Origin of the sequence: Bradyrhizobium sp. 41S5 (assembly GCF_011516665.3) — a bacterium.
GTDB classification, from domain to species: Bacteria; Pseudomonadota; Alphaproteobacteria; order Rhizobiales; family Xanthobacteraceae; genus Bradyrhizobium; species Bradyrhizobium quebecense.
The window spans coordinates 7015182-7037737 of record NZ_CP083721.1 but is presented as its reverse complement, the minus strand read 5'-3'; the positions used below and the strand labels follow the sequence as shown (position 1 = coordinate 7037737).

Below are 22556 nucleotides of genomic sequence, written 5' to 3'. Positions count from 1 at the left end.
TTGAATCGAAAGTATCACTTGTGATTCGGGGATGTCCCGGGTTCTGTTGAATTTCTGAAGAGGTCGGCGTTGCCCACCTTGAGCCGGTAGGCTCGGGGTGCTGATTCCACAAAGAAGAGCAACGCCATGATAGAGATATCACACCGGCTGGTTGGCCGGCGACCGGGGCGGTGGACGAAGCGTTTGCAGAAGTGCGGGCGAGCTTCGATCGGTTCTGCCTTGCGGCAGGGATCGAGGCGCTCGGCACGATGATGGAGGCGGATGTTGTGGCGGGCCGCGCCACGATCGCGAGGCGGCGCGGCGGACGCACCTTGGGCCGAACGCGGGGACGGATCGGCTTCCACGGCGGCAAGATCGAGGTCGAGCGCCCGCGGGTCCGGGGCGTGGATGGCGGCGAGGTCACGATCCCGAGCTGGGAAACGGCGGCGCAGGAGGATTGGCTCGGTCGCGGGGCGATGAACCTGATGCTGATCAATGTGTCGACGCGCCGGTTCGGCCGCGCCGTCCGGCTGCCCGAGGGTGACGTGCCGGTACCGCCCGGATCGGGGGTTTCGAAGTCGGCGGCCTCGCGGAGGTTCGTAGCGCTGTCGGCGGTGCGGCTGGCTGACTTCATGGCTGCCGATCTGTCCACGCTCGACCTTCTGGTGGTCCAAATCGACGGGCTGCATCTCGGTGCGGATTCCGATGATCTCGCCCGGGTGTACCGATTTGATCTCGCCCAGGATTCCGAGATGATCTCGCCCACCATTCCGATTTGATGTCGCCCGGGGGCGCGAGTGAAATGGACCCCGATTTTGGGACCAGAGGTCAGTTGGAAAAGGGCCGCTCCGTTTGATACACGGAGGGCATGATGACGACGAAGACGAGACGCAAGATCGACGCGGCACTGAAGGCAAAGATTGCGCTGGAAGCCGTGCGGGAGCAGGCGACGGTGGCCGATCTGGCCCAGCGCTATGAGGTTCACCCGAACCAGATCTATGCCTGGAAGAAGCAACTGCTGGACCAGGCGGCGCGGACTTTGATGTGGGTGCCGGGCGCGAGAGCGAGGAAACGCGCGAACGCGAGATCGAGAAGCTGCACGCCAAGATTGGACAACTGACGGTCGAGCGCGATTTTTAGCGCGGAGGTTCGGAAGATGAGCACGCCGGACCGTCGAGGAATGCTCGATCGCGCGGACAAGGCGCTGTCGATCCCGTCGGCAATGCCTGTTGCTTGGCATCGCGCGCTCCGGGGTCTACCGGCCGCCCCTGTCTTCGGCAGGCTTGATGCCGCCTACAACAATGCCGGCGTCCAGAATGTCGCGGTGGAAGCTGCCGAGTCCACACGGGAGGATTTTGACCGAGTGATTTCGATCAATCTGCGCGGCGTATGGAGTTGCATGAAATTCGAGCTCCGACAGATGCTCAAGCAGGCTAACGGTGCAATCGTCAACTGCTCTTCCATCGGCGGCTTGGTCGCCGGCCCCAAACGCGGAACATACCAGGCCTCGAAGCACGGGGTGTTGGGGCTCACGAAAAGCGCAGCGCTCGACTACGCCGCAAGGGGCATTCGCATCAATGCGGTATGCCCGGGTATCATCCATACGGCAATGTTAGACAAGATGATGGCCACTCAGGCAGACGCCCTCAACGCGATGCTGCAGAACGTTCCCATCGGCCGGCTTGGCCGCCCCGAAGAGATCGCAAGCGCCGTGCTCTGGTTGTGCAGCTCAGAAGCAAGTTTCATGGTCGGTCACGCGCTCGCCGTGGATGGCGGCTATACCATACGTTGAACTGTGGGATCGCCCACATCAGGGACGATGCCGGAGCGCCTCTACCAACAGCGCAAAGGCCGCAGAGGGTTGGCGCCGGCTGGGATAGTACAGATGGTAGCCCGGATACGGAGGGCACCAGTCGTCAAGCACCCGTTTAAGCCGGCCCTTGTTGATGTGTGGTTGCACCAGACCCTCCGGCAGATAGGCCAATCCCAAACCTGCGAGCGCGGCGTGGAACATCTGGGTCGTGGTGCTGAAGAACAGTTGGCCTTCGACGCGAACTTTCAGTGCGCGTGAGCCCTTGCCGAACTCCCAGGCGTATAAGCCACCATGGGTGGGCAGACGCAGATTGATGCAATTGTGCTCAACCAAGTCTTGCGGCTTCTTCGGTACGGGCTGATTTTTGAAATAGGACGGAGCGCCGACCACGGCCATGCGTGCATCCGGTCCGATGCGAACGGCGATCATGTCCTTCGCCACCTGCTCGCCGTCCCGCACCCCGGCATCGAAGCGCTGCGCGACGATATCCGTCAGCCCGTAATCGCTGACGATCTCGACCTTGATGTCCGAATTTTCGCGAAGCAGCTTCGCGAGCTTCGGCAGGAGTACGGCGTCGGTGGCATATTCGGTGGCCGTGATGCGGATCGTGCCCGAGGGTTTTTCCCGAAGGTCGCTCAGGGCCGCGAGCTCCCCTTCGATCTCCTCTATCCTCGGGCTGACGTTTCGCAGAAGGCGCTCGCCGGCAGCCGTGGGCGACACGCTCCGCGTAGTCCGCGTCAGCAGGCGCAGCTTGAGACGGGCTTCGAGCTCCTTGATGGTGTAGCTGAGCGCCGACTGCGACACGCCTAGTTTCGCCGCTGCCTTTGTGAAACTCCCCTCCTGGGCGACGACGAGAAAGACCGAGAGATCGTCGAGATTGCCACGCCGCATTTATCGATCCTGTTGATAGGTCCATCCCGATTATAGCGTCTAATCCCTATAGATGCGCGCGCTAAATTAGGAGCAGCGATTACCGAAGCGGCCCCCCCCCCCGCGACGCGACGGAGTTCGTCCGATGGACAGGGCGCACACGCTCTTACGGCTTTGCGGAAGCGCCCCGACGCCGGCGCAGCATGCCTTCACCCGAAGGAGCGTTCTCTGGGCCGGTGCCGCATTGGCGACGCTGATACCAACGCCTGCGGCCTTTGCACGCGCTGCGACAGTCAACAATGGAAGGTATGGAACGATGGACATCAAACGCAACGGCTCGCGGCCGTCCGGCAAAGGTCCCGAAGCATGGTTCAGCGGTAGCGTCCGGGTGGATCCGCTGTTTCAGGTGGGCGACCCGACACGCATCAGCGGCGGTCAAGTGACCTTTGAGGCAGGTGCCCGAACCATGTGGCACACCCACCCGCTCGGCCAGACTCTCATCGTCACGACCGGACTTGGCTGGGTGCAGAGCGAGGGTAGCCCGGTCGAGGAAATCCGCCCCGGCGATGTCGTCTGGTTTCCGCCTGGCGAGAAGCATTGGCATGGCGCGACACCGACGAATGCGATGACGCACATCGCCATCACGGAATCGCTCGACGGCAAGAATGTCGAGTGGATGGAAAAGGTCAGCGACGAGCAATACCACAAGTGACCCTGTGCGCGGACACCTCGCTGCGTCGACGCGTCCGAGCGAATCGGCCGCGGGCCGCGGGGGCGACCGTCAAACAAGGAGATTTAGCATGCAAACGCGCAAGCTTGGCGATCTTACCGTCTCGGCCATCGGCCTGGGCTGCATGGGCCTCAACTACCATCGGGGTCCCGCTCCGAACCGCGCCGACATGATCGCGCTCGTCCGGGCCGCTGTCGAGCGCGGCGTCACCTTCTTCGACACCGCCGAGGTCTACGGCCCGTTCACGAACGAGGAACTCGTAGGCGAGGCGCTGGAGCCGTTCCGGAGGGACGTCGTCATCGCCACCAAGTTCGGCCACGACCTTGATACCGACGGGCTCGACAGTCGCCCCGAACGCATACGACAGGCCGTCGAAGGCTCGTTGAAGCGGCTGCGGGTCGAGGCGATCGACCTGCTGTACCAGCATCGGGTCGATCCCGACGTTCCGATCGAGGACGTCGCCGGCGCGGTGAGGGATCTCATCGCCCAAGGCAAGGTCAAGCACTTCGGCCTGAGCGAGGCTGGCGCCTCGACCATCCGCCGCGCCCATGCCGTGCAGCGGGTCGCGGCGGTCCAGAGCGAATATTCGCTCTGGTGGCGCCAGCCCGAGAAGGAGGTGCTGCCGGTCTGCGGCGAGCTGGGGATCGGCTTCGTCCCCTTCAGTCCCCTCGGACGGGGATTTCTGACAGGCAAGATCGACGAGACCACCTCGTTCGGTGGCAACGATAACCGCGCGAGCCTGCCGCGCTTCACTCCCGAGGCGCGCAAGGCTAACCGTGCTGTGGTCGATTTGCTGGAACGGATCGGCGCGCAGAAGCGCGCCACGCCTGCGCAGATCGCGCTGGCCTGGCTGCTGGCGCAGAAGCCGTGGATCGTCCCGATCCCCGGCACGACCAAGCTCGGCCGCCTCGATGAGAACATCGGCGCGGCCGCGATCGAGCTTACGCGCGAGGACATCCGCAACATGGATGCCGCCGCCGCGAAGATCAAAATCGTAGGCGACCGCTACCCGCCGGCAGAAGCCGAGCGCGCGCAGCGCTGACTGCACGCGTGCCGGAACGACGAACATACAGGAGAGCTACCATGAAGATCTCATTCGAAGGAAAGGTCGCGCTAGTGACGGGCGCGGCGTCCGGTTTGGGCCACGCCACGGCAAAGGCTTTCGCGGAATCGGGAGCCTCCGTCGCGCTCGCCGACTGGAACGAGAGGGCAACGCACGCTGCGGTCGACGAACTGATCGCGCAGGGCCATAAGGCCATAGGTATTCGGTGCGACGTCTCGGATGACGCGCAGGTCGAAGCCATGGTCGCGGAGACGGTCGCAGCCTTCGGAAGGCTCGACGCGGCCTATAACAACGCGGGAGTCCAGAACGTTCTGGCCGAGACGGCCGACACGACCCGCGAGGATTACGACCGCGTCATGGGCATCAATCTTCGTGGCGAATGGAGCTGCATGAAGTTCGAGTTGCGTCGGATGCGCGAACAGGGAAGCGGGGCCATAGTCAATTGCTCATCGCTTGGTGGACTCATCGGCGGCGCCGAGCGCGGCATCTACCACGCCGCAAAACATGGGGTAGTCGGATTCACCAAGAGCGCGGCTCTGGAATATGCGGCTCGGGGCATCCGTATCAACGCCGTTTGCCCCGGACTTATCCGGACGCCGATGTCCGATCAAATGGTTGCGGCCGGACAAGGCGACGAGCTCAAGGCCATGGAAAAGAGCATTCCGATGGGACGGGTCGGCCGGCCCGAGGAGATTGCAAATGCGGTCCTCTGGCTCTGCAGCGACGCCGCCAGCTACGTCACCGGCCAGTCGATCTCCGTGGACGGCGGCTTCATAATGCGCTGACAAAGTCGCTGAGAGTCATTTTCGAGGGATTCAGCAGGCGATCTGCAGGTTGCCATCCGCTTCTGCCCGTAATGCCCGACCGGCGCCGGCCCAGAAGCGTTGCGGACGGCCAGGCCACTGTGATTCAAGTTCCCAAACTGGGGGCTCGAATCATGCGCTACGAACTCGCCGACTAGGAATGGGCTGCCATCAAGCCGCGTGGCGTTCCTCGGGTAAATGACCGTCGTGTCCTCAATGGCATCTTCTGGGTCTTGCGATCGGGAGCGCCCTGGCGTGACCTGCCGGAGGCGTTTGGCCCATACACGACTTGCTACAACCGTTTCATCCGCTGGCGGCGGGCCGGTGTCTGGGGCCGCATCATTGACGCACTTGCCTCTGCCCATGATGCCACTGTCCAGATGATCGACACCTCCATTGTCCGCGTGCATCAGATGGAGCCTGCATCACAAAGAACAAGCGCCAATTGACAGGAAGGTCACGCGGCGGCTTGACGAGCAAGATTCATGCGGTGGTCGATAGCAATGGTCTGCCAGTACGGCTGGCGCTGAGCCCCGGTGAGGCCCACGACGTTAGACTTGCCGGAAGGCTGCTGTCTCGCCTGAAATCCGGGTCGATGCTTGCCGACCGCGGCTACGATGCCGACTGGATCAGAGAACTCGCCATGAAGAAAGGCGCATGGGCCAACATCCCGCCGAAAAGTAATCGCAGCGACCCGATCTGCTTCAGCCCCTATCTCTACCGCGCTCGCAACCGGGTCGAGCGGTTCTTCAACAGGATCAAACAATGTCGTCGGGTCGCAACGCGCTACGACAGGCTTGCTGCCAACTACCTTGCCTTCGTTCAACTCGCGTCAATCAGGCTATGGCTGCGCCTTAATGAGTCCGCGTCCTAGGAGTGGATCCCGACAGCCTCGTGGAGACATCTAAGATCAGAGAGCGCGGCGCCCGCTATCACATTGTCAACATGTGCCGGCTTTTGGGCCAACAAGGCCGTAACGTGTTCCGCCCAGCGCTGAAGCGCCTTGCGCATTTCGGTTGCATACCGAGCGCGGTTATATACCCCGGCGACGCCGGCCCTGTGGCCGCTGACATGGTTTAGGATTGCTTCCACGACGTGCGGCAACACGCCAAGCCGGTCGGCCATCACCGTGGACGCCGATCTCCGGAGATCGTGAACCGTCCAATGGGGCAGGGGTTCGCCTAGGGCCTCGGCGATGCGCTCGTCAAGCGCGGCCTTCGACTTTGACCAGCCGGAGAACCCACGGTGTGGGTCACCGCTGCGTCGGGGTCCGTCACCGAAGAGGAAGTCTCGGCCGGTTCGGCGGGGCGGGAGTAGGGCCAAGGCGGCGGGAACCAGCGGGAGGGAGTGCTCGCGATGGTTCTTGGTCCGGGCGCTTGGCAGCGTCCAGATCCCCGAAGAGGTATTAAGTTCGGCCCATTGCATGCTGCCCACTTCATCGCGGCGTTGGGCTGTGACCAGCAACAAACGCACAATGCGCCCGTAATCGTCATCGCCACAGGCGTGCCAGATGACTGATAGCTCCGTCTCCGTGAGGACCCGTTCGCGGCTTCCCGGTTGCGCAGGTCGGTTAGTGCCGAGAACCGGGTTCGCGGCGATATCGAGGCCCTCGCGTATTGCCCAGTTGAACATTGAGGACAGGGCTGTACGGGCGCGGGCCGCTGAGACCTTTCCATGACGTGATGCGATGTCAGCGATACGAGCCGAGATATGACCCCGGGTGATCTGGAAGACCGAGACAGGATGCAAAGGTTTCCAACTGACCAACAGGTACCGTTCTATTCCCGCATAGGTCCCGGGCCTCAACCTTTGTTTGGCGTTCCGGAGATATTGATTTGCGATCACCCGGAGGGTGTCGGCCGCCTGCATGCGGGCCTTGGCCTTCTCGTCCGCCGGGTCTTCGCCATCGGCAACCAGGCCCAAAAGCCGCTTGGCTTCCCTGCGTGCAAGCTCGGGCGTCCAGGGGGCGCCATGAGGACCGATGGTAACAAAGCGCTGCCGGCCGAACATTCGGTACTTGAGGACGTAGGTCGCCTGGTCACGTTGACGCCGAACGCCAAAACCCCGCACCGCTTGGCGGTGGTCTGCGTCCCAAATAGCTTCGCCTGACTTGAGCGCTTGTACTGCGCGAATCGTTATACTTGAGACCGCCATCGATCGCCTCTGTAGCTACCATATAGCTACCACCATAACCCCAATTGGAGCGCAGTTAAGGCGAGGCGCGGCGGGCTTAACTATTGATAATAATGAGATTTTCGCGAAAACGGCGGGAATATCGTAATGCCGGCGGAGCTCTTGTTTTGTCTGAGCATCTCAAGGTAACCCAGCGCGCGGACAACGAAACCTTGTCATATTCATGCAGAATTCTGGCCTTAACGGGTCAGGAAGCTGGATTGGCCGGTCAGATCAGTTTCCGCTCGAAGCGAGTGGGTGCCTATTGGACGCTCCGTTTCGGACTGGGTTTCGACGAGGCAACGCCGCACGATTTCATCGAAGTCGATCGCGACCTCAATACCCTGACCGGCACCGGAATGGCGAACCCGGCAACCCGTTTTCATCTATGGGTCTACGACGCCCGCCCTGACGTCAATTCGATCATTCATACGCATTCTCCGTGGGCATCGGCCTTGGCGGCTGCAAGACAGCCCTTGGTTGTCTCGCAAATGGACATGACGCCGCTACACGACGATTGTGCATTCTTGAGTGATTGGCCGGGCGTCCCCATTGCGGACGATGAGGGCGTCATCATCTCGGAAGCGTTAGGCGATAAGCGCGCGATCATCTTGGCACATCACGGCTATCTGACGGTAGGAAAGACAATCGAAGAGGCGACCTATCTGTCCGTCTACCTCGAGCGTGCCGCCAGAATGCAGATCCGCGCGCGAGTTTTCGGGCCATTGGTGCAGGTAGATCCTGTCCTTGCCAAGGAGGCGCACGACTACTTGCTTAAGCCGTCCATCGTGAACGCCACCTTCGACTATTGGTGTCGGCAGGCCGACAGAGGAGCCGTAGACATGCGCCGAAATTCGGACCGGCTAACTGGCTGTTCGGAGGAATGCTTTTCGAGCAGCTCGGAGTAGCCGATGAACTCCGATGGCTGGGCCGAGCGACGGATTCAGCTTCGCGGGTTGCTCCGATCCTTCAGGGTGAAAGCCGGCGCTGCGGCGACTCCCGGGTCTGTTGGATGAAGTTTCTGACCGCCGGAGACGTCTCGTTGGCCCGGAATACTGCAGCCACCTCGGACAATATTGGCTCTCCCGCGATAGGACGGAAAACGACATTCGGCAGGTGAACGACGTTCCGCACGATGCTGGGGACGACCGAAACCCCGGTGCCGAAGGAGACCTGCGTCAGCACGGCGAGCAAGCTGCCCGGCGCCGAGACGATGCGTGGCGTGAACCGGCCCCGCCGCGCGACCTCGTAGGTACCAGCTTCCTGTTCAGGCGCAACGAACGGCTCTCCCGCGAGCTGACCGGAGCGCACGGTATCCGTCCACTCTGCCTGGTTATGCCCGGCTGGGAGCGCCAGACAGAAATAGTCCCACAGCAGGGTATGGAGGCGCAACGAATGCGGAAGCGTCATCGGCAAACGAACGAACCCGATGTCTACCTGACCTTCGCCGATCAACTGGGGCAGATCCTCCATTGGAAATTCGCGCGCATTGAGATGCACGCCCGGCCAGGCGCGGGAAAATCGGCTTGTCTGATCCTGAAGCACTCCCGCGTACGCGGCCGATCCGACGTAGCCGATCTCCACGCGGCCGATCTCGCCCCGGCCGGCCCTTCGCCCGACGCTCTCGGCCTTGGCGAACTGCTCGAGGACGTTCCTCGCCTCGCTCAGGAAGATTGCGCCTGCCGGAGTCAGCGCCACCGAGCGTTTCGTGCGGACGAAAAGACGGGCCGACAACGTCCGTTCAATCTCCTGGATCTGCACCGTCAGTGTCGGAGGAGCGATGTTCAGCCGTTCCGCGGCGCGGGCGAAATGAAGTTCTTCGGCGAGCGCGACGAAGTAGCGAAGGTGCCTCAACTCCATAACTGAATTCACTCCCAGGAAAATTAGGTACTTCCTAATAATAGGCAAAAATATCGCGAATGAAAGAAGTTCAAAAATCCGGTTGAACGGTGGCTATCGGTTACCGGACGGAGAATGAATATGTCCCCTCGATCCGCCGCGCTTGCTCTTTTGGCCATTGCGATCGCCGCATCGCTCTTAGCCAGCCCCGCGCTCGCCGTCGAACTACCGAGCCGTCCTGCCCTGTCACTGGAAGCGGCCCGGACCGCTGTTATTGCGGCAGAGGCCAAGGCCAACGCCGGAGGTTGGCCCTGCGTGATCTCCGTCGTCGACAACAAAGGGCTGCCTATCCTCCTCGAGTACATGGACGATGCCGTCGTCCTCGATGGCGTCGAGCTTGCCCCTGCCAAGGCGCGTATCGCGGCGCTCTTCCGCGAAAGCGGTGCGCTCGTGGACGCGATCAACGGCAGGCGCCTCGCCGAACTAACCGCACGCGCATCGTCCTGATGCGAGGTGTCCTGCCATTTGTGGTCGGTGGCCATTTCGCGGGCGCCATCGGCGTGTCGGCTGACACGCTCGACCACGACGAGCAGATCGCAAAAGCCGGCGTTGCCGCGCTTAACAAATGACCAGCGAAGAGCGCCGCAGCGTCAGCCCCTTCTTCGTTCTGCTCACCGCCTCAACCGGATGCGCGATGACGGTGCTCGATACCAACGTCGTCGCGATCGTCCTACCGACAGTTGCGCGCGATTTCCGTGCGAGTTTCGCCGACGTTGAGTGGGTGATCAGCACCTATGTTCTGTGCTTCGCCTCGCTGTTGCTGCCGGCCGGCGCGATCGCCGATCGGTTCGGCCGGCGACGCATCTTTCTGATCGGTACCGGCGCCTTCGCCGTCACATCCCTGCTTTGCGGCCTGGCACCATCCGCGACGGCGCTCTACCTCGCCCGCGCTCTCCAAGGCGCTAGCGCAGCGTTCCTGCTTGCTTCGGCGCTGGCGATCATCGGACACAGCTTCCACGGCGAGGCTGAACGCAACCGTGCTTGGGCAATCTGGGGCGCCATGATGGGCCTGACTATGGTCCTCGCACCGATCAGTGGTGGCGTGATCGCCTCTGCGCTCGGATGGCACTGGGCATTCCACATCAACGTGCCAATCTGTGCGTTGTCTGCGATTGCTGCTGCCGTGTTCGTCGCGGAATCCAGCGATGCCGACGCGAGGCGACTCGACCCACCCGGGATCCTGGCCTTCACGGCTTCCATGTTGGGACTGACCTGGGCGCTCATCAGCGGTCAGGCGCACGGCTGGGCCTCTCCGAGTGCGATGACGGGCTTCATTGGCGGAGGCCTGGCGCTCGTCGCCTTCATCATCGCCGAGCGCGTCCAGGAACGGCCCATGCTCGATCTCCAGCTGTTTCGGAATGTCCGGTTCGTCGGCGCTGTCTGGGCGATGTTCGCATATGCTGCCTGCTCGCAGGTTATGGCGTCGATGCTGCCGCTTTTCCTTCAGAACGGTTTGGGGCGGACCGCGTTGGAAGCCGGCTTCGCTATGCTCCCCTTCGCGCTTGCCATGCTGGCGTTCCCGTATGTCGGCAGACTCCTCGGCCGTCATCTCACCTCGACCGGCATCCTCGCCATTGGTCTGATCATCGTCGGCGTCGGCAATGCCTTGACGGGCTGGGGAGCGCATCTCGGCGCGTGGCCGATCGTCACATGCGGAATGCTGGTGCTTGGAAGTGGCGGAGGCCTGCTCAACGGCGAGACGCAGAAAGCGATCATGAGCGTCGTTCCCCGCGAACGCGCCGGCATGGCCTCCGGTATCAGCACGACCTCGCGCTTCGCGGGCATCCTCCTGGGCTTCGCCATGCTCAGCGGCGTTATGGCGACCGTCGTGCGGAGCACATTGACCGCGGACTGGTGCCGGGAGTCTTGTCATCAAGCCTCAGGGTTCGCTGACGCTGTCGTCGCTGGCGATCTGCCGTATGCCGTTGCCGGATTGACGGGCGCCGCGCGGGACGTTGCGATCGAACAGGCGCGGAACGCCCTCTCGGACGGCTTCTCGGCGGCTCTGTTGACCGCGAGCCTCATCGCTCTGCTTTCGGCCTTGGCTGTCCATCGGCTGATGCGGAACGCGTAACTGATGCTCGGGGTCGCCCAAGTTCCTGCAGGTAAAGTCGCGGGCAAGATTCCGCGTGGTGTCATCACCCCGGGTGTCACCGGCTCGTTGCGTCTACTGAAGAAAGGCCGAGAGTTCGGCAACAAGGTCGTCCGGGCACCCAATCCATACATTGTGCCGCCCGAGGGCAGGTTCATGCACCGCGCCCCCTCGATCAGACCGGCCAGTTCTCTTGCCATCTTCGATGGAAGGCGCTCTTCGGGACTTGCGAAGATGAGCGCCGGCGCCTGGACTTTCGAAACAACATCACGCGCATCGTGCGCCATGCAGGCGACGATCTCACAAGCGAAGTCCTCCGCGGATTGCGAACCGTAAGAGCGACACGACGCGCGCGCCTCTCCTGGCGAACAACTGATGAGCCTGGGCAGCGGCAGCCCTATTCAGTCGCCGCGCTGCGTCGATGGTCTCCCGCCGTGACAGGACAAGCGATCGTTGATGGACGCAGGCTCACAGCCTGCGTCCACATGGAACGAATCACGTAGCAACTTCCCGCAGGCGCGCTTCGGCGAAGTCGGTTGCGGTGTAGTTCAAGCTGAAGATGAAACGCCCGGTACAGACCCCGCTCAGCGCGAGCCCTTTGGCGCGCAGATAGAATTGCAGCATCCAGTTGTAGCGGGACGATTCGGCATATTGCGCCATCCAGATCGATGACAGGTTGCCGACAGGCGCATCCGGGGCGACTTTACCGGAGCCGCGGTTTGAGTGACCGTATGGTCTCAACAAGTGCGCTCAACAATATACTTTCCCTGCTGGAGTTACGCCAAACACACCAGCTTTCTGACAAGATGGTCGAGCTTCCGATAGGCTTAAATACGGCGCCGGTCAGCCCACAATCGGCCAAGCTGCGGGGAACCAGCGCGACCCCCATCCCATGTGCAACGAGAGACACAACGCCGAGCCAATGACGAACCTCGTAGGTGATGCGCGGAAGAAATCCTGCCTCTGCGCAGAGCGCCACGATCGAGCTGTAGTAGTCAGGCGAGACCTCGCGCGAGAACAGGACGAAATCTTGGTGGCGCAATTTATGAAGCGTCAGTCGGCTTGCCATCCTCGGATGGTCGGCAGGAATGCAGGCGACAAAGGGCTCCGAAAGAAAAAGAAGGGATGCGAGATCCGTGGGCGGTCCGCGAGAGTGAATAAAGCCAAAGTCGATCTCGTCGCGGCCAAGCGCATGGATTTGTTCGGCTGAGTTCATTTCAGAAAGCGCGATCTCGATGTTCGGATTGGTGGTCCGAAAAGCCTTGAGAATTTCTGGTAGCGAGCGGTAGAGCATCGAGCCGGCAAAGCCGATTCGCAGGCGTCCGCGCTTTCCCGCCGCGATGGCTTGAACGTGCGCCCTTGTATCGTGGGTTCGCTGCAGGATGGCCCTCGCTTCTTCCTGCAACGCAGCTCCTGCGGGCGTTAGGCTCACATGCCGGCTGGTTCGCTCAAACAATGCGGCGCCAAGCTCAGCCTCAAGCTGCTGGATGGCGTGACTGAGAGGCGGTTGGGACAGCGCCAGCCGCTTTGCCGCGCGGCCGAAGTGCAGTTCCTCCGCCAGAACGGTGAAGTATCGCAGTTGTCGCAGATCCATTCGGGATTCCAGTTCGGCAGGTTGCCGGAAGACGTTCGGGCCAAATCTAGATCAATACATTTGGTGTATAGATAAGGCTAAAATCAATATTGGACTGTATCAATTTCAAATGCCACTAGTTCCGCGTAAATCGGGGAAACAGTCGTGCAGCAAACTCCAATCAAGGCCGCAATTCCTGATTCGCGAGGCACCAACCTCTACCGGGCAGATCGCGACGCGGCTGCCCTTTTCGCGTATTACCTTCCGGACGACCTGTTCAGCCACCTTGCCCCTCATTTCGACCGTTTGGGCGCGCTGGCCGGCGACCATCTGGACCGGCTGGCAGATATTGCCGACAAGAACCCGCCGACGCTGTCGACGCGGCACCGCACCGGCGAAGACTGTGACGTCGTCGAAAAGCACCCGGCCTATGTGGAGTTGGAACGGATCGCCTATTCGGAATTCGGTCTGGCCGCCCTGTCGCACAGGGGAGGGGTGCTCGGCTGGCCCGAACCGATGCCGGCGGCCGCGAAATATGCGCTGACCTATCTGTTCGTACAGGCCGAGTTCGGGCTGTGCTGCCCGGTCTCGATGACGGATTCGCTGACGCGCACGCTCAACAAATTCGGCGAGCCCGGCCTGGTCGCGCGCTTCTTCGACAGGCTCACCTCGCTCGACTTCGACGAATTGTTCCAGGGCGCCATGTTCATGACCGAGCAGGCCGCCGGATCCGACGTCAGCGCGACAACCACGCGCGCCGAACTCCAGCCAAACGGAAGCTGGCGTCTGTTCGGCGACAAATGGTTCTGCTCCAACGCTGGCGCTGACCTCGCGATGGTGCTGGCGCGAAGCGAGACAGCGCCGGGCCTGAAGGGCATATCGCTCTTCCTTCTTCCGAAGACGCGTAGCGACGGGCTGCCCAACGATTTTCGAATCCTCCGCTTGAAGGACAAGCTCGGGACGCGTTCGATGGCGAGCGGCGAGGTCTGCCTCGGCGGGGCCGAGGCCTATCTGGTCGGCGAACGCGGGCGCGGCTTCAAGCATATGGCCGACATGATCAACAACTCGCGCCTGTCCAACGGCATGCGCGCGGCCGGACTCATGCGCCGCGCGACGACGGAGGCGCTCTTCATTGCCGGTCGCCGCGAGGCTTTCGGACGCCGGCTCATCGAGCTGCCGCTGATGCGTCGCCAGCTTGCCAAGATGCTGGTGTGGACCGAACAGGCCCGCACCATGATGTTCCTGACGGCCGACGCCCTGCATCGGGCCAACGGTGGCAACGCTGCCGGCGCGCAGCTCGCGCGGATCCTGACTCCGCTGATCAAGTTCCGCGCCTGCCGCGACGCGCGGCGGGTGACGGGCGATGCGATGGAGGTCCGTGGCGGATGCGGCTACATCGAAGAATGGTCCGATCCGCGTCTGGTTCGCGACTCCCATCTCGGCTCGATATGGGAAGGGACATCGAACATCGTGGCGCTCGACGTTATGAGGGCCATATCGCGCGACGGCGCACTCGCTCCGCTGCATGATCACCTGCTCGAGATGCTCGGCGAGATCGGTCTCGATGTGGCTGGCCAGGCGCCGTTCGAGCGTTGCATCGAGGCAGCCACCGGCTTGGCGCGCGAAGTCGCCGCGACCGACAATGCGACCTTGGCTCGGCAGGCCGCGTCCGGGCTCTATCACATCACGACCGCGATCGGGCTCGCCCGCGAAGCTGCAAAGGCAAAGCTGCCGCACCGGCTGGCTCTGGCCTGCCTCGTCCTGCAGCACCGTCTGCAGCCGCGCGACCCGCTGGCTGCGCAGTGCGACAACGACCTGATCGACATCGTTCTGAAATCGGCCGCGATCAACTGAAGTACAAAAATTGATTCTGGGAGGCACTCCAATGACGAAGTTTCTGAATCGCCGTGCGGTTCTCGCGGGCAGCGCCGCCGCGCTGTCGGCTTCGATGTTGCCGCACCGCGTTCGCGCGGCTTTCGCGCCGATCAAGATCGGCGTCTTGACCGACATGGCGGGACCCTATGCGGATGACAGCGGGGAGGGCTCGGTTGTCGCGGCGCAGCTGGCGGTCGAGGAATTTGCCAAAATGAATCCTGGCATCCCGGTCGAGCTGATCTCGGGCGATATGCAGGGCAAGCCCGACGTCGCCTCAGAGATTGCGTCCAAGTGGTATGACCGCGAAGGCGTTGACGCCATTATCGACGTGCCGGTTTCCTCTGCCGCGCTTGCGGTCGCCTTTGTCGCGCGGCAGAAGAACAAGGTGGCGCTGCTGAATCCGGGCACTTCGGACCTTTCAGGCAAGGCCTGCAGCCCAAATCACGTCCATTGGGCCTTCGACACCTATGCCCTTGCGGCCTCGACGGGACAGGCGGTGCTGGCCGAGGGCGGCAAGACCTGGTTTTTTGTGCAGGCCGATTATGCTTTCGGAGCGGCGCTTGTCGCCGATACCACCAGCATCATTGAAGCCCATGGCGGCAAGTCGCTCGGGTCGGTGCGTTACCCGTTTCCCGGGACCACGGATTTTGCCTCGTTCCTCCTGCAAGCGCAGGCATCGCGCGCCGAGGTGATAGCCTTCGCGAATGCGGGTGCGGACGCTTCCAACGCGATCAAGCAGGCTGGCGAATTCGGCATCGCGAATGGCAAAGTGAAGCTCGCGGCTCTTCTTTGCTTCATCCCGCAAATCAAAGCGCTAGGACTCGACGTCGCTCAGGGCCTGATGTTGACTGAAGGCTTCTATTGGGACCTGAATGATCGGACCCGGCGGTTATCGACGCGTTACGCGGCCCAGATGAAGGGCGCGGTGCCCTGCACCATTCAGGTCGGTTGCTACTCTGCCGTGCTGCATTACCTCAAGGCCGTCGCGATCACCGGGGTGGACGTCGCCAAGGCTAGCGGCGGCGCGCTCGTCGCCAAGATGAAAGAAATTCCTACCGACGACGACGCCTTCGGACCCGGCCGCATCCGCGAGGACGGCCGCAAGATTCACGACATGCACCTCTTTCAAGTGAAGAATAAGGCTGAATCGACCAGCCCCTGGGACCTGTATCGGCTGGTCCGGACGACGCCCGGCGAGCAGGCCTTCCGCCCAATTTCCGCGGAACTCTGCCCCCTCATGCATTTATAGAATTGGAGAGCAAGGTAGGGAACCTTTGATCAAATTGGTGGGACACGGCCCGCGTCCGCTTCCTTGGTAGGCGCTAGGTGGGTTGCGGAAATCATCCACCGTTCATTCAACGCTTGGCTGTAGCTTGAATCTGCGATGCGTCGGGTATTTATCCGTTTGGAAAGTTACTTCGACTGGCAGAGCTATGCTGTCGCCTTGAGAGAGGGCAGTTCGCTCAGGAAGCAATTAAACACCACAATCCTGGACGCGACGCGGAGCGATTGGTGGGACCAACTGTTGTTCCGATACGCGAGACGACACTCACTTTCGACATCCCCCAGCGACCAAACTATGATCTCCGAGGCGCCTTGCGAACGAACTCGCGGACAAATTCTGTAGCATCTTCAACTTGGACGCGCCGAGTCGTCGGGCGCGTCCCTCAGCCGTACCGCGGTGTGTACTCACGCCTTCGGGGGCATCGAAAATATCGCATTTTCAGTTGCATATGAGTTCGTCAAACGGTTTTGTTGGGCGAGAGATATCGAGTAGGCGAGCGAACTGTGAAGCACGCGACCCGTCGTATCGTCGCTTGGACCTACACCCACGGACGCTTTTGCAGTGATAACCGTCGCGCATGCCATCCACAAGGCGAGCAAGTCCGGCGGCGGACGAGCTTTACAGGACAGATCATCACAACGTGGCAGATAGCCTGACAACGTTGCCGCGAGATTATGCTGGGATTCCCCGCGACGCGCCCCGGCTTGGGCCACCATTGCCTGGGGATTTGGGGCGTCCCATCGTTAGGGCGGAAGGCTCATCAATACCGATTGGTCTTGACGCCGAACGACAACGCGCCAACCAGGAAACCGAGGCGGCACGGACCAGCAAAGTATTGGCGTCGACAACTTCGCCCGTTCCGCCATGAGCGCGCGCCTCAGGCCGCGTCGGATCCGTCCGCAGGCAGGAGAACCTCGATCATGCCGTCCACAATCCGTGTTTCGTAGATGCGCAGGTCGCAGTCGAGCGGGTCGCACAGGGCCTTGCCCGTCTTGACGTTGAACTGTCCCCCGTGGAGGGGGCATTCCACCACGTCGTCGTCGAGCCAGCCGTCGGATAGAAGAGCGTAGGCATGGGTGCAGACATTGTCGGTGGCGAAAATCGCGCCATCGATGTTGTATACGACGAACTGGCTCGTTCCTGCTTCCTTCGCGGCCATTTCGCCAGGCGCGATGCTTCCGAGTGCGCCCGCGGGGTGCCAGGTACCAGCCAAATCCGTCATCGTCTCCATATCCCGCTATCCTGTCCGTTTCTGGGGCGTTCGTGGTGCCGGGTGCGATTACGCTGGCGCCCGCGCGCGAATGCGCGTGATGTCATCCTTATTGCGCGCTGCCCGCTTCAGCATCGATGCATCGCGGCCGCGGTTGACGGCTATACCACCTAATACGGTTCCGCTCTCGTCGAGACTGACAAGCGTCCATGCGTGCGACGCAGGGTCGCCAAGAACTTCGTGTTGTGCGGCGAGCTCCGGCAGGCCGATCGCCTGGATGTTGCTGTCGAACTGGTCGGACCAGAGCCACGGAATCGCGTCGAACGCAACAGGGCTGCCGGTCATCGCCCGCGCCGCGGCCACGCCTTGGTCTGCCGAATTCTTCCAGGATTCGATCCGCCGGTGGGCGCCGAGGGAAGGGTGAAACGTCACTTCGCCGGCGCCGAAAATATGAGGGTCCGACGTGCGGCAAAACTGGTCCACAACCAGCCCGTCGTCCACGTCGAGCCCGGCCGCGGTAGCGAGCTGGACGTTTGGCTCGATTCCGACGCCGGCAACAACGACGTCCGCATGCATCTCCCAGTCCGGGCCGGCCAGGATCACGCCGGCGCGGTCGGCCTGTATGGTCTCGATCGTCGTCGACAGCTTGAACGACACCCCCTGGCCAGCATGCAGGCGGTGCACCCACTGACTGACGATCCCGGGAAGGCCGCGCGCGAGGACGCGGTCTCGGGCTTCCAGTACGGTCACGCGGCATCCCCGGCTGGTCGCCGCCGCCGCGACCTCCAGCCCGATGAACCCGCCGCCGATGACCACGACGTGCTGTCCAGCCGCCAGATCCTTCCGCAGGCGGAGAGAGTCCTGGAGTGTCCGCAGATAGTTGATCCGCGCCTGGCCGACGATCTCGGTTGGGAGTTTGCGGGGACGCGACCCGGTGGCAAGTAGCAGGCCGTCATACGGGAATTGTTCTCCGCTCGCCGTCACGACGAACCGGCTTTGCGCATTGATGCCAATGCAGCGGGTCTCCGGCACGTACAGAATGCCGTTCTCGCGATAGGATCCGGTCCCGCTGAGGGCGATATCCTCGGCCTCCTTGCGACCGATCAGGATGTCTTTCGACAGCGGCGGGCGATCATAGGGCAGGCCGGGTTCATCGCTGATCAGTTGGATCGAGGCGGCGGGTGCCTGCTTGCGAAGCTCGCATGCGGCCCGATGGCCGGCAATTCCGCCCCCGACGACGACAAAGCGCTGCATTCACCCTCCAGACACATGATGAAACGAGCCCGGTCGCTGCCCGCCCCGATGGGACGCGGCGCAGCGATCGGACGAACCACCTCGACTGATCGCCATCTTGAGGGGGCGCAATCTGTTCTGATAGAGACAATCGCCGTTGATGGCGATCAGTACAATAGATTGGGGATTCCATGCGTCGGTATGAGCAGGTCGTATCCTACATCTGCAAGCGGATCGAGGTTGGCACGCTCAAGCTGAACGAGCGGTTGCCGTCGGTCCGCGAGATGAGCAAACGCACCGGCTTCAGCATGGTTACGGTGCATCACGCCTATGCGCTGCTGGAGAGCGAGGGGATCGTCAAGGCGAAGCCGCGTGCGGGCTTCTACGTAGCGCGCATGCCGGTGTCGCTGGGAACGTTTTCCGACGGGCCGTCGGTCAAGGCCAAACCCAAAAGTGCCCCCGTGGCCTCCGATAGCCTGAACTTCAAGGTGATGGCCTCCTGGCACAACAAGGAGCTGGAAGCTTTCGGCGCGGTCTATCCCAGCGATGACCTGTTCCCGCGCCGCAAGATTAATCAGATCCTGCGTCAGGTCCTGCTGCGCGACCCGAAGCGCTCGCCGGAAACGGATGCGCCGGAAGGTGACCCGCTGCTGCGCGAGATCATCGCCCGGCGCGCGACCCAACGCGGGATCATCGTGCGGCCGAGCGACGTGCTCGTGACCGGAGGTGGCCTGCAGGGGCTGGACATCTGTGTCGGCGCAATGACCAAGCCCGGCGACACCGTGCTGGTTGAGACGCCGACGTTCTTCCCCCTGCTCGACGCCCTGAAGCGGCGCCATCTGCTGGCGCTCGAAATCTACTCTCATCCCATATCCGGGATCGACCCGGACCAGTTTAGTCATCTGCTGAACCGCAACCAGGTTGCTGCCTGTCTTCTCATGCCAGTGAACCACTGCCCGACGGGCGTGACTTACAGCGACGACGCCATGCGGGCGATCATCAGGGTCGCGACCAGCAAGAAAGTGCCGATCATCGAGAACGATATTTTCGGCGGCCTGTCGTATCAGCAGGAAGCCGAGGTCTCGCTGAAGTCCTTCGACAGCGAAGGCTATGTGGTTCAATTCTCAAGTCTGCCCGGACTTGCGCCCTCCGGTTACGGAATCAGCTGGATTATCAGCGAGCGGTTTCATACCGCGCTGCTGGAGCAGAAGTTCTTCACGAACTTATTCGGCGGTGACGGGCTAATGCAGCGCTCGGCGGCCGAATACATGAGCACCGGGAACTACGATCGCGCCTTGCGGAACCTTCGCGACACATTGCGGCTTCGTATGCAGCGGGGGCTTGGCCTGATCGCGGAGCACCTGCCCAAGGGCTGCGCCGTATCGCGGCCGTCCGGGGGATTTACCTGCTGGGTGCGAGGCCCGCAGGGGTTCGATGCGATATCCGCCTCGCAGCGCGCATTGCAGACCAATATCAGCCTGGCGCCGGGGCCGATGTTTTCGCCGACCGCCTCGTTCCGCAATTTCCTGGCACTGAACTTTTCCTTCGAGTGGACCGCTCAGCGCATCGACAAACTCCGTGCCATCGCCTCGCTGGTGCGGCCGGCCGATGCGGTGTTCCTCGAGGCGTGATCGGGCAACTGTACTGATCCCGATCCGCGTGGACTGCTACTGGTAGAACACACCCGCCGCGGTATTCCTGACAACGCGCGCCCCTTAGTAGACCGAGCACGCCGGGGCGTGGACGGCTTTCGAAGGCGGCCGGAGAGCACGCGCTTAGAATGCTCTGGCTGGGAGGGAATCTATGTTGGACCATCGGGAAATCGCTCCCGTTGATTGCGATCTTCACGTGACGCTGCCCGGGACCTCGGTCCTTGTGCCGTTTCTCGAGGACTACTGGCGCGAACAGGTTCTGACGCGGGGAATCGACAAGCTTGAGTTGACCGGCGATCCCTTGACGATGCCGGCTTCGAAGCGTCCGGACTGGGCGACCGGTGGGCTGGCGGCGCTGCAGGCGCAAGCGCTGGATCCTTTCAAGACCCGCATCGCCATTTGCAATTGCGTTTATGGCGCGCAGGCGGTCTACAATCAGGATCTCGCGGCGGCGCTATGCCGGGCCATGAACGATTGGCTCGCGGCCGAGTGGCTCGCCAAGGATGACCGGTTGCGGGCGTCCATTGTGGTGCCGTGGCAGAGCCCCGAACTTGCGGCCGAGGAAATCGACCGTCGCGCTGCCGACCGTCGTTTCGTTCAGGTTCTGCTGCTGGTCATGGGCGAGATTCCCCTGGGGCGTCGAGCCATGTGGCCGATCTATGCGGATGCCGAGCGCCACAACCTGCCGGTCGGAATCCACGCCGGCAGCATCTATCGATCCGCGCCCTGGACCAACGGCTGGCCTTCGTATCACGTCGAGGATCAGGCGTCGCAGAGCGTCGGGTTCCAGACGCAACTACTCAGCCTGCTGTCCGAAGGCGTCTTCGAGAAATTTCCCCGGCTGAAGGTCGTATTGATGGAATCCGGCGTGTCGTGGGTGCCGGGGTTCTTCTGGCGGATCGACAAGCTTTGGCGTGGCCTGCGCATGGAGATTCCATGGATCTCGCGGCCGCCGAGTGAAATTCTTCGCGAGCACGTGCGCCTCACCGTGCAGCCGTTCGACGCTCCGGACGATGCGGAAATCGTGCAGGAGATCATCGGGCAGATCGGGTCGGACGATATGCTGCTGTTTTCGACGAACTATCCTAACTGGCACTTCGACGGCGTGGACGCGCTCCCGAAAGGTTTCAACCCGGATCTCGCGCGCCGGCTGATGACCGAGAATCCGCTGCGCACCTATCAGCGGCTGCAGGAGAGCTGACATGAGCGTGACAGAGGTGGTTCGCGAGCAGGCCGATGCCATTCGCAAGACTGGCATCATCGACTGCGATATTCATCCGCTGCCCCGCGGACCTAAAAGCCTGCATCCCTATCTGTCGTGGCGCTGGCAGGCGCATCACGATTCCTTCGGCGGCCACTTGCGGCAGCCGTTCGCCCACACGACGCCGTATCCACGGACGGCGCCCCTGATCTGCCGGCGCGACGCCTGGCCGCCGAGCGGCGGACCTCCGGGATCGGATCTCGACTTCATGCGCGCCCAGCATCTCGATCCGTTCGATATCGCCATCGGTGTGCTGGTCCCGCTGTTCGGGAATGCGGCGGCCGAGCGCAACGTAGACTACGGCGCAGCGCTTGCGCGCGCCCAGAACGACTGGCAGGTCGTCGAATGGTTGGATCGGGAGCCGCGGTTGCGGGGAACGATCGTCGTGGCCCAGGACGACCCGCGGACTGCAGTTGCAGAAATGGAGCGATGCGCCACGGACCGTCGCTTTGTGCAAGTGATGCTGGCGCCGCGCAGCAGCGAACCGCTCGGCCGCAAACGCTACTGGCCGATCTTCGAGGCGGCGCAGGCGCTGGGGTTGCCGATTGGAATCCACTCCTACGGCATTGGCGGACACCCGTCGACCGGTGGGGGCTGGCCGTCGTTCTATATGGAAGAGCACTATGCCACCACCATGGGCGGTCCGGCGGTTGCGACAAGCATGGTGATGGAAGGCGTGTTCGAGCAGTTTCCGGCACTGAAGGTGGTGCTGATCGAGATCGGCTTCGCCTGGGCGACGAGCCTGATGTGGCGTCTCGATCGGCTCTGGTCGCATATGCGGGGCGAGGTCCCGCACCTGAAGCGGCCGCCGTCCGATTATATGCGGCAGCATTTCTGGTACACGACCCAGCGATGGAAGAACCCGCCAATCCGGCCCATCTGCGACGCTGCTTCGATTGGCTTGGATGGGATCGCCTGTTGTTCTCGACCGACTATCCGCATTGGGATCAGGATGATCCCTCCTACGCCTTCCCGATGAAGCTGACGCCGGCGGAGCGTGGAAGGATTTGTCGCGGCAACGCTGAACAGGTTTATCGGTTCTGATC

21 protein-coding genes and 4 pseudogenes are annotated in these 22556 nt (G+C 62.3%); 18 read left to right on the top strand and 7 right to left on the bottom strand.

Going from position 1 to position 22556, the window contains the following annotated elements; translation table 11 throughout:
* Positions 1-137: 137 nt before the first annotated feature.
* From HAP47_RS33945 to HAP47_RS33935, 3 genes and pseudogenes are all read left to right on the top strand, one after another.
* A pseudogene (locus HAP47_RS33945) lies at positions 138-680 on the top strand (IS256 family transposase); the annotation flags it as partial.
* Positions 681-847: 167 nt separating this feature from the next.
* Complete coding sequence (locus tag HAP47_RS33940; RefSeq protein ID WP_224924248.1) at positions 848-1099, top strand: transposase; 252 nt, start codon at positions 848-850, stop codon at positions 1097-1099.
* Positions 1100-1135: 36 nt separating this feature from the next.
* On the top strand, positions 1136-1771 hold the full coding sequence (locus tag HAP47_RS33935; protein WP_173640845.1) for an SDR family oxidoreductase: 636 nt from the start codon (positions 1136-1138) through the stop codon (positions 1769-1771).
* An 18-nt stretch (positions 1772-1789) separates the two neighbouring features.
* Here the strand turns inward: HAP47_RS33935 and HAP47_RS33930 are convergent, their stop codons facing one another.
* Positions 1790-2683 carry a LysR family transcriptional regulator gene (locus tag HAP47_RS33930; RefSeq protein WP_173640846.1) on the bottom strand — a complete coding sequence of 298 codons (894 nt, stop codon included), beginning with the start codon at positions 2681-2683 and terminating at the stop codon, positions 1790-1792.
* Positions 2684-2978: 295 nt separating this feature from the next.
* Between HAP47_RS33930 and HAP47_RS33925 the strand changes: the two genes are divergently transcribed.
* The 4 genes from HAP47_RS33925 to HAP47_RS33910 all read left to right on the top strand — a co-directional run bounded on the left by HAP47_RS33925 (position 2979) and on the right by HAP47_RS33910 (position 6132).
* On the top strand, positions 2979-3374 hold the full coding sequence (locus tag HAP47_RS33925) for a (R)-mandelonitrile lyase (protein ID WP_173640847.1): 396 nt from the start codon (positions 2979-2981) through the stop codon (positions 3372-3374).
* 88 nt (positions 3375-3462) lie between these two features.
* A complete protein-coding gene (locus HAP47_RS33920; RefSeq protein WP_173640848.1) occupies positions 3463-4434 on the top strand; it encodes an aldo/keto reductase in 972 nt (323 codons plus the stop codon).
* A 41-nt stretch (positions 4435-4475) separates the two neighbouring features.
* Positions 4476-5240: an SDR family NAD(P)-dependent oxidoreductase gene (locus HAP47_RS33915; protein WP_173640849.1), complete on the top strand. Its 765-nt coding sequence runs from the start codon at positions 4476-4478 to the stop codon at positions 5238-5240.
* A gap of 188 nt (positions 5241-5428) precedes the next feature.
* Positions 5429-6132, top strand: a protein-coding gene (locus HAP47_RS33910; RefSeq protein WP_371821831.1) for an IS5 family transposase whose coding sequence is annotated in 2 segments (ribosomal slippage) — positions 5429-5672 and positions 5672-6132 — 705 coding nt in all. Because the reading frame shifts where the segments join, the coding sequence is not laid out codon by codon here.
* On the opposite strand, the gene HAP47_RS33905 is transcribed toward HAP47_RS33910, so the two are convergent.
* Entirely contained in the window at positions 6129-7412 is a 1284-nt protein-coding gene (locus tag HAP47_RS33905) for a tyrosine-type recombinase/integrase (protein WP_231168552.1), read from the bottom strand. The two genes, HAP47_RS33910 and HAP47_RS33905, sit on opposite strands and share 4 nt — an antisense overlap.
* 146 nt (positions 7413-7558) lie before the next feature.
* On the opposite strand from HAP47_RS33905, the gene HAP47_RS33900 reads away from it, so the two are divergent.
* A complete protein-coding gene (locus HAP47_RS33900) occupies positions 7559-8338 on the top strand; it encodes an aldolase (RefSeq protein ID WP_231168550.1) in 780 nt (259 codons plus the stop codon).
* Positions 8339-8399: 61 nt separating this feature from the next.
* Here the strand turns inward: HAP47_RS33900 and HAP47_RS33895 are convergent, their stop codons facing one another.
* The gene (locus tag HAP47_RS33895; RefSeq protein ID WP_173640851.1) at positions 8400-9290 is read right to left on the bottom strand and encodes a LysR family transcriptional regulator; all 891 of its coding nucleotides are present in this window, start codon (positions 9288-9290) and stop codon (positions 8400-8402) included.
* Between the two features lie 120 nt (positions 9291-9410).
* Here HAP47_RS33895 and HAP47_RS33890 point away from each other — a divergent pair, with 120 nt between their 5' ends.
* Genes HAP47_RS33890 through HAP47_RS33880 form a run of 4 tightly spaced genes read left to right on the top strand, consistent with a single transcriptional unit; the run spans position 9411 to position 11757 of the window.
* The gene (locus HAP47_RS33890; RefSeq protein ID WP_256459512.1) at positions 9411-9776 is read left to right on the top strand and encodes a GlcG/HbpS family heme-binding protein; all 366 of its coding nucleotides are present in this window, start codon (positions 9411-9413) and stop codon (positions 9774-9776) included.
* Positions 9776-9898 carry a heme-binding protein gene (locus HAP47_RS41400; protein ID WP_256459510.1) on the top strand — a complete coding sequence of 41 codons (123 nt, stop codon included), beginning with the start codon at positions 9776-9778 and terminating at the stop codon, positions 9896-9898. The genes HAP47_RS33890 and HAP47_RS41400 overlap by 1 nt, the downstream gene beginning before the upstream one ends.
* Entirely contained in the window at positions 9895-11403 is a 1509-nt protein-coding gene (locus HAP47_RS33885) for an MFS transporter (RefSeq protein WP_173640852.1), read from the top strand. Before HAP47_RS41400 ends, HAP47_RS33885 begins: the two co-directional genes overlap by 4 nt.
* A gap of 3 nt (positions 11404-11406) precedes the next feature.
* Positions 11407-11757, top strand: a complete 351-nt coding sequence (locus HAP47_RS33880; RefSeq protein WP_173640853.1) for a hypothetical protein — start codon at positions 11407-11409, stop codon at positions 11755-11757.
* A 168-nt stretch (positions 11758-11925) separates the two neighbouring features.
* Here HAP47_RS33880 and HAP47_RS33875 read toward each other — a convergent pair.
* Positions 11926-12114 (bottom strand): annotated as a pseudogene (locus HAP47_RS33875) (aminotransferase class III-fold pyridoxal phosphate-dependent enzyme); the annotation flags it as partial.
* A 10-nt stretch (positions 12115-12124) separates the two neighbouring features.
* Positions 12125-13015 carry a LysR family transcriptional regulator gene (locus HAP47_RS33870; RefSeq protein ID WP_173640854.1) on the bottom strand — a complete coding sequence of 297 codons (891 nt, stop codon included), beginning with the start codon at positions 13013-13015 and terminating at the stop codon, positions 12125-12127.
* A gap of 144 nt (positions 13016-13159) precedes the next feature.
* On the opposite strand from HAP47_RS33870, the gene HAP47_RS33865 reads away from it, so the two are divergent.
* The 3 genes and pseudogenes from HAP47_RS33865 to HAP47_RS33855 form a co-directional block, all read left to right on the top strand.
* Positions 13160-14848 carry an acyl-CoA dehydrogenase family protein gene (locus HAP47_RS33865; protein ID WP_231168549.1) on the top strand — a complete coding sequence of 563 codons (1689 nt, stop codon included), beginning with the start codon at positions 13160-13162 and terminating at the stop codon, positions 14846-14848.
* A gap of 31 nt (positions 14849-14879) precedes the next feature.
* Entirely contained in the window at positions 14880-16118 is a 1239-nt protein-coding gene (locus tag HAP47_RS33860) for an ABC transporter substrate-binding protein (protein ID WP_173640855.1), read from the top strand.
* Positions 16119-16743: 625 nt separating this feature from the next.
* Positions 16744-17001, top strand: a pseudogene (locus tag HAP47_RS33855) (TrbI/VirB10 family protein); the annotation flags it as partial.
* A 30-nt stretch (positions 17002-17031) separates the two neighbouring features.
* Here HAP47_RS33855 and HAP47_RS33850 read toward each other — a convergent pair.
* Complete coding sequence (locus HAP47_RS33850; RefSeq protein WP_231168548.1) at positions 17032-17385, bottom strand: non-heme iron oxygenase ferredoxin subunit; 354 nt, start codon at positions 17383-17385, stop codon at positions 17032-17034.
* A gap of 48 nt (positions 17386-17433) precedes the next feature.
* Complete coding sequence (locus tag HAP47_RS33845) at positions 17434-18618, bottom strand: NAD(P)/FAD-dependent oxidoreductase (protein ID WP_173640856.1); 1185 nt, start codon at positions 18616-18618, stop codon at positions 17434-17436.
* Positions 18619-18788: 170 nt separating this feature from the next.
* Here HAP47_RS33845 and HAP47_RS33840 point away from each other — a divergent pair, with 170 nt between their 5' ends.
* From HAP47_RS33840 to HAP47_RS33830, 3 genes and pseudogenes are all read left to right on the top strand, one after another.
* The gene (locus tag HAP47_RS33840) at positions 18789-20228 is read left to right on the top strand and encodes an aminotransferase-like domain-containing protein (protein ID WP_173640857.1); all 1440 of its coding nucleotides are present in this window, start codon (positions 18789-18791) and stop codon (positions 20226-20228) included.
* Positions 20229-20400: 172 nt separating this feature from the next.
* The gene (locus HAP47_RS33835) at positions 20401-21450 is read left to right on the top strand and encodes an amidohydrolase family protein (RefSeq protein ID WP_173640858.1); all 1050 of its coding nucleotides are present in this window, start codon (positions 20401-20403) and stop codon (positions 21448-21450) included.
* 79 nt (positions 21451-21529) lie between these two features.
* Positions 21530-22554: pseudogene (locus HAP47_RS33830) on the top strand (amidohydrolase family protein).
* Positions 22555-22556: the final 2 nt, after the last annotated feature.